Source organism: Bacteroides sp. An279 (assembly GCF_002159615.1).
Classification (GTDB): Bacteria; Bacteroidota; Bacteroidia; order Bacteroidales; family Bacteroidaceae; genus Phocaeicola; species Phocaeicola intestinalis.
In genome coordinates, this window is record NZ_NFJA01000132.1 from 1 (window position 1) to 6,434 (window position 6,434).

Genomic DNA, 6,434 nt, shown 5'->3' on the forward strand with positions numbered 1-6,434 from the left:
TTGATTTGCAACTATAAAATTACTCATTTTCTGCGATATGCGGAAATCCCTGTGCCTCTTTTATATCCCAAGAAGAAGGTTATCTATTAACTTGCGAAACTTGAATAATAAATATATAAAAATGGATGCAAATATAATAATTAGGATGCATCTAACTTCAATAAGGACAAATATAATGAGTCACCCCACAAATCAAAGTATAAGTAAAGCAATGGCTTTAAATAAGACCGAATAGCCGGAACCTGCAAATATATTTTCTTATTAACCATAACGCATGAAAGCTTTTCATATCCCTCTGGTATATGCTTATTAAGTAGAGAGATAAAGTTTATTATCTTCTGAGGAGTAGGCCAGTTCAAGAACTGAATGAGCACATTCATTTCATCACAATACACAGATAGCTTATATGACATATCATGTGAAGAAGCAAATGAAGAAATAAAAAGCAGTGCCTCTAAATAATTGCTTCCGACCATTACTTTTATATCCCGTTCACAAGATATTTTAGACAAAACATAATCAACCAGCAAAGGAGAAGATGAAGCAAGTAAATAACCTGTAGAGTCCGGATCACCGGACTTGTCCAGTCCAAGGAACAAGATAGGATTCCAGCAGATATATACCGAACCGGACTTGTCTGTCCGTATCGAAGCAAGACACTGTTTGTCGTCAAATAAAAGTTTTGTAATCCCGTTTACAGAATCAAACTGAAAAAGATTGCGATAGGCATTTTCCCCTGACTTATCCTGATGTATGGATTTAAGCAAATATCCATGCAACCCCGAAACATGCTTGAGCTTTACATTGGTTTCCTTAGCTGATACATCAAACAAATAATCAATTATCTGCTGCCTGCAGCAACGTACTGGTAGAGAAAATTCTTCGCACTCCTCCTTGGCCTCAAAATTGGCATTGAGTAATTCAGCCAACACATTTATTGAAAGGTCAGTAAAACCGCACAATTCCATACAGCAAAGTACATTATTTTCATTACAGTAAATTACATAACCTCTATTGTTGATTCTATATAGGCGAAAGAAATCGCCATGCTCAACCGGAGTATATTTTTTTAAAAGAGTTTGAAAATTCATATTTGATAATTTTAAAGTGACAAATCATTGTTTTTATGTTTCCTTTTACGTTTGGCTGGCAGAAAATCATCTTCCTTATTTTTCCTGCCGCCTCCTGTAATATCAATATCTGGAATGAAAGGTAAAGAAGAATGTGACATATATTCATTGTCGCGTTCCAAAGACTCTCGCCACTCCCCTACCCTATGAATCGTGTTGTCATGTAAAAACGGATCACTGGAGAAATGTCTCTGAATATTTGCGAAAGAAAATTTTCGCGATATGTCGGAGGCCTTAAATTCAAATGCCATATCTATATCCATAATAGAAAAAGAGAGACCATATACGCCTTGGCTATTCACATGTTCTTTTATACCTATACCGGATTCTCCCAATAAACGCTTAAAATCTTCATAAGAAGCGGATTTTCCCAACATCAGGTTCAGTTTATTAAAAATGAAATGCTTCTGTTCATCGTAAGACATAGACCTTACATCAAAGTTCATATTTCCATATCTGAATTTCTGAGGTAAGGATGTATCCTTAATATAGAATGAATCTTCAGACAAGCCATACACATAATATGACTTGTCTTTTTTACTTGTCAGACGCATATATACTCCATCCTTTTGCAGATTGAACCTGAATTCCTGAAAAGTATTGCTCACGGCATAGGCTTTATCGAGTCTGCATAAAAGGTCCTCTTTATATAATGACTTCATAAATCCACCTTTTTTGAGAATGGAAAGAATAGCATCATACTCATGATTGCCTAGAACAGACATCCATTCTTCATTGCTCAGTCTTGATTTGAATAATCTATCGCCAAGCAGCTCTGATGCACCAGATGAGGATAAAATAGTCATCACCCTATCTTTAACAGCATAATTTCTGGCTGCCTTCTTCAAAGCATTATCAAAATAGTAGCGTTGTCCGGAAATTGAAGACAACCGTTCTTTTGTCTTTCCATTTTCCGTAAGACTGATAAGGTTATATTTCTTTTCAAGATCTCTCGCCAGTTTTTCCGACCGTTTATAATCCAAAGAATTCGATACGGATTTCCCTTCGGAATCTATGCGGCTGTGCAATATATGAACATGGGAATGCTCCTTGTCGATATTTAAAATGACCGAATAGCAACAGTTCCCATACCCCATTTTTTCCATATATTCTGTCGACAGATTAACCCAATCATCATCAGATAGTCTTTCACCGGGAGAAAGATTCAAAGTAATTTCAGAATAAGGCAGTTTCACCCTGTCATTAAGCGAAGAGAAAAGAAACATATACTCTGAAAATGAAGTTAAGGCATCACCCGTAGAATTGAATAATTCTTTGGCTTCACCTGAAGATATTTTCTCCAGTTGGTATTCGATTTTTCGGCACAATGTTGACATGGATGAAAAAGCCGGTTCAATTTTAGCAATCATTTCATACGAGTTTTTTTGTTATTTCTGATATCATATTTAACGAATCATGTATCTCCTGAAGGTGGATTTTTATGTTATCTTCATGAGGTATCAGGTTAATTTGTTTTGCTATCTGGTTAAGATTGTTACCTATTCTCTTCAATTCTATAACGGTTTGAATATCGGTTTTCGTAACGACAGAACCTTTCAATGACATATTGCGCACATAAGAAGATATATTCATATCATGTCTTTTTGCCAAAAAAACAAGCATCTCTTTCTCCTTTTCTGTCAACCTCAATATAATAGATTGGGTACGTTTTTCGTTCATAATACAAGTCCTAAATTTGTGAGTAAAACGAGCAGAATACATCAACTCGGTTGATGCAAGGAGTTTTTGTATATACAAAAACATACCTTGCGTGTACTAAGGTAATAAATATGATTATGGTAAGCAATAATACTGAAGAATTTTCGTGATTTAATTAATCTGGATTAAAAAAACAAAGGTATAAAGAGTCCAAATATAGCGGAAGTTACTTTGTAACATTGTAACATTTGCAACAAAGTAACTTTGTACATATTATACATAGCAAACAATGTTACACTATAACATTTGTACTAATGTACTAATGTGCAAATATTACATTAACACATTAGTACTTACTTTATTACTTACTTTATTTATTTCTTTCTTTATTAATATATTAAATATTTTATTTCTTATTTTCTTTATATCATATTAATGTATGTATTTAATTTATTATGTACGATATGTATTACTTATATACGTTAGGAATAAATATCTTTCTTTTTCACGTAATAAATTATGTTATTTCTTGCATTATTAATTTCTAAATTTTATATTTGCACAATAACTAAATTTGATAGATTATGGGGAAGAAATTACCTGGTATAACGTTAGCATTCGAAAACCCCAAAGGTGGGGTTGGAAAATCAACACTGACTGCATTATTCGCAGGCTATGTACACTCATTGGGTGAGGACGGCATAAAAATTGGAGTTGTGGATATTGACGACATGCAGAATACAATGGGAAGGCTTCGCCAATCCGAAAGTGATGAAAGCAACAACTTGAAGGAAGAATACGAAGTAATGAATATTTCTTCCTCAGAGTTCATCAACCAGCTGGATTTCCTGAAAGAAAGTTTTGATGTCATATTAGTTGACTTTCCGGGTAACCTTAAACAAAATGGTGTAGTAGAAACCTTGCATTTCATTGACATCGTTATTATGCCTTTTGAACCGAACAACACGGATTTAAGTGCTACTTTATACTTCTATGATAGTGTATATAAAAACATCATAAAGGCACGAAAGGAAAATGGCATGAAGACAACCGTAAGAGGTGTGATGAATAGGGTAATGCCAAATGTTCTGGAGTTTAAGGAAATAATTAAAAATAAGGAAAATCTACCTTTCCAGCTCATGGAAAGCTATATCAAAGATTCGAGGGTGGATTATCAGAGGAACCTGTCAACATTAAGCAGCAATTACCATCATCCGTGTGACCAGTTCTGTGAGGAAGTGATAGAATTAATCAGCAAACATATTGAGGAGGAATAACATGGGAAATAAGACGACATCAACCGGCATGAGCAAACTCTTGGCCAATGCATCCAAGATGGAAAAGGAAATAAAGGAAACGGAAAATGTGGCTCCTACAATAACAACGAATCCGGAACTAGCACAAAAAGAAGAAGGGCAGCAAGAAATAAAAGAAGCTGTTAAACCTGAAAACGTACTTTCGGAAAAAAAGGATAAAGCCATCCAAGAAAATGTCGAAAAGGACAAAGAAGCCAACCGAAAAGAGGAGTATAACTTATTATTCCAGGAAAGGAAAATAAAGGAGGTGGAAATGATCCGCATCTCAAAAGAAACACATGGCAAACTTAAGAGACTTGCAAATGTTTCAGGTGTAAGTATGCATGTGTTAGCCACCAATATTCTTGAAGCCGCATTTGAAAAATACAATAAAGAAATTCAAGCGGCAGTAAAGAAATATATGAATTTATAGGATTTTGAATCTGACACATAATCAAAACCGAGTAATGGGCAAAGCCGGTACATCAACATTACGGCTTTGCCCGATAATTTCCTTGGCAAAATTGCAGATTCCACTGAGGTTTAGCGCAATAGAGAGGCGATAACCCTTGTAAAGTCGGATATGTCACCTTCGACACTCGCTTTCTCCAATGCCTGCATATATTCGTTTCTTCTATCAACTGGAATGACTGTCCAGTTATAACCGCCGGAAGCAAGCATCGTATTTAGTATAAAACGCCCCATGCGTCCGTTGCCATCCATATACGGGTGAACGAATACAAAGAAGAAATGCCCCAATACAGCCCTGACAGCCGGACTGGGTTCATTCTTCAATAAGTCGAAAAGGACATCCATCGCATCATTGACAGCGGTAGGAGGGAGGGGTATATGCAACGAGCCGCGTATATACACCTGTCCTGTACGATACCCGACTAAATCTGATGGCTTTAATATATTCGCAACAATGAAAGGAGACCACATCTCAAAATACCAGTTCCCGTGAGATTCCTCAATGGCTTCACCCGGATTCTTACCTTTCAGGATTTCCAATATGGTACGTTTTACCTCTTGAAATGCCTGATAATAGCCTCGCGCAACCAACGCATTCTTTTGCTCTTTATCTTCACTTTCCGGTTTCCAGTCTCCGGCACCTACCTTTGCAATCAGTTCGGGAGACACTTTGTAGCCTTCTATGGAAAGCGAATGATAAGCATCCTCAGTATACCTCTCATCGACACTTTTCAGATACCCTTCTATATCAGCATTCATTCCTGGAGCCTTTGGGAACAATGACAATACTGTTTTTCTCATATTCTCCCACATAAGTCTCAGCCGGGTGGCATAGGGGGAAATCTGATAAGTTATAGGAATGGCAGGAGTGTGGCTGAAAGGGTCTTCTTCAACCACATTATACCCAAGTCTTTTCATAAACTGCATTATGGCATCAGCGATTTTGTCATTCCCTATATTACGGAAAGCACCGACTATTCTACCTGCTCTTAATGAAGCTCCTTTCTCCGAAAGGATTCTGATAAGGTCAGAAGCATCTTTTACCATTGACAGACAGGTGCGTGCGGCTACCTCTTCCGTCTGAAAATAGGAAGGGGAGGCATAAACCAGCCCTTCAGCCAATGAATACATATTCACACCATATAAAGGATGCTTGGTAATCTCTGCCGGAACATCCGCTTTCAAGTCAAACAGAGAAGTACCATACATCAGTTTTATCATGTTATTGTTGCCATGCGGGGAACGTATAATCGATTGTACGGGAATCGTGCTCTTCCCGGAATGGATGTCAAGTGACTGTTCAGGAGTCAGGCACCACTCATTTCCGAACCGTTCTGTAGCATATTTAGCCACAAAATACCAGTACGAGGTGTACCATACTGTTGTGTCCCCTTCTGCACCCGGTCTAGAAGAAATATACCAGCCTTTCATCACTTCCTGTAAATATCCGCTTTTAAGCAGCCTGTTCAGGTGGGTACGGCTGATTTCATTTGTTCCTTTCAACACAACACATGTTTTATCGTCCTGTAAAGCTTGCAGCACCTTTAAGGACTCAACCATTTTTTCCGCTATCGTTGCCATATAATAGAATCACAAGTTTTTTATTGTTTGCAGTTACACGTTTTATTTGATTTGCAAACACACGTTTTTATTTGCAAATATAAAAATTAAAATCCATAACTAATTATTAATTAAAGAAATAATTTTTATATCGAATAAACTATCAGGTTTTCTAGATAAATGCATGTAAGCCATCGTTAACTTATATACTAATTCAAGTTTCGCAAGTTAATAGATAACCTTCTTCTTGGGATATAAAAGAGGCACAGGGATTTCCGCATATCGCAGAAAATGAGTAATTTTATAGTTGCAAATCAAA

General features: G+C 36.6%; 6 protein-coding genes. 2 read left to right on the forward strand and 4 right to left on the reverse strand.

From position 1 onward, the window contains the following. Positions 1-140: 140 nt before the first annotated feature. Genes B5F78_RS15485 through B5F78_RS15495 form a run of 3 tightly spaced genes read right to left on the reverse strand, consistent with a single transcriptional unit; the run spans position 141 to position 2,810 of the window. The gene (locus B5F78_RS15485) at positions 141-1,091 is read right to left on the reverse strand and encodes a hypothetical protein (RefSeq protein WP_087249879.1); all 951 of its coding nucleotides are present in this window, start codon (positions 1,089-1,091) and stop codon (positions 141-143) included. Between the two features lie 11 nt (positions 1,092-1,102). Beyond that, positions 1,103-2,500: a relaxase/mobilization nuclease domain-containing protein gene (locus B5F78_RS15490; protein WP_087407156.1), complete on the reverse strand. Its 1,398-nt coding sequence runs from the start codon at positions 2,498-2,500 to the stop codon at positions 1,103-1,105. A gap of 1 nt (position 2,501) precedes the next feature. Then, the gene (locus B5F78_RS15495; protein WP_087249914.1) at positions 2,502-2,810 is read right to left on the reverse strand and encodes a plasmid mobilization protein; all 309 of its coding nucleotides are present in this window, start codon (positions 2,808-2,810) and stop codon (positions 2,502-2,504) included. A gap of 563 nt (positions 2,811-3,373) precedes the next feature. Here B5F78_RS15495 and B5F78_RS15500 point away from each other — a divergent pair. Continuing rightward, a complete protein-coding gene (locus B5F78_RS15500; protein WP_087249881.1) occupies positions 3,374-4,066 on the forward strand; it encodes a ParA family protein in 693 nt (230 codons plus the stop codon). 1 nt (position 4,067) lies between these two features. Then, a complete protein-coding gene (locus tag B5F78_RS15505; protein ID WP_087249882.1) occupies positions 4,068-4,517 on the forward strand; it encodes a DUF3408 domain-containing protein in 450 nt (149 codons plus the stop codon). Between the two features lie 110 nt (positions 4,518-4,627). Here the strand turns inward: B5F78_RS15505 and B5F78_RS15510 are convergent, their stop codons facing one another. Beyond that, positions 4,628-6,136 carry a Fic family protein gene (locus B5F78_RS15510; RefSeq protein ID WP_087249883.1) on the reverse strand — a complete coding sequence of 503 codons (1,509 nt, stop codon included), beginning with the start codon at positions 6,134-6,136 and terminating at the stop codon, positions 4,628-4,630. Between the last annotated feature and the right edge of the window lie 298 nt (positions 6,137-6,434).

Bases quoted from the DNA above. Each gene is read 5' to 3' on its own strand.
- B5F78_RS15495 (WP_087249914.1), bottom strand. From the start codon at position 2,810: ATGAACGAAAAACGTACCCAATCTATTATATTGAGGTTGACAGAAAAG.
- B5F78_RS15510 (WP_087249883.1), bottom strand. From the start codon at position 6,136: ATGGCAACGATAGCGGAAAAAATGGTTGAGTCCTTAAAGGTGCTGCAA.
- B5F78_RS15500 (WP_087249881.1), top strand. From the start codon at position 3,374: ATGGGGAAGAAATTACCTGGTATAACGTTAGCATTCGAAAACCCCAAA.
- B5F78_RS15490 (WP_087407156.1), bottom strand. From the start codon at position 2,500: ATGATTGCTAAAATTGAACCGGCTTTTTCATCCATGTCAACATTGTGC.
- B5F78_RS15505 (WP_087249882.1), top strand. From the start codon at position 4,068: ATGGGAAATAAGACGACATCAACCGGCATGAGCAAACTCTTGGCCAAT.
- B5F78_RS15485 (WP_087249879.1), bottom strand. From the start codon at position 1,091: ATGAATTTTCAAACTCTTTTAAAAAAATATACTCCGGTTGAGCATGGC.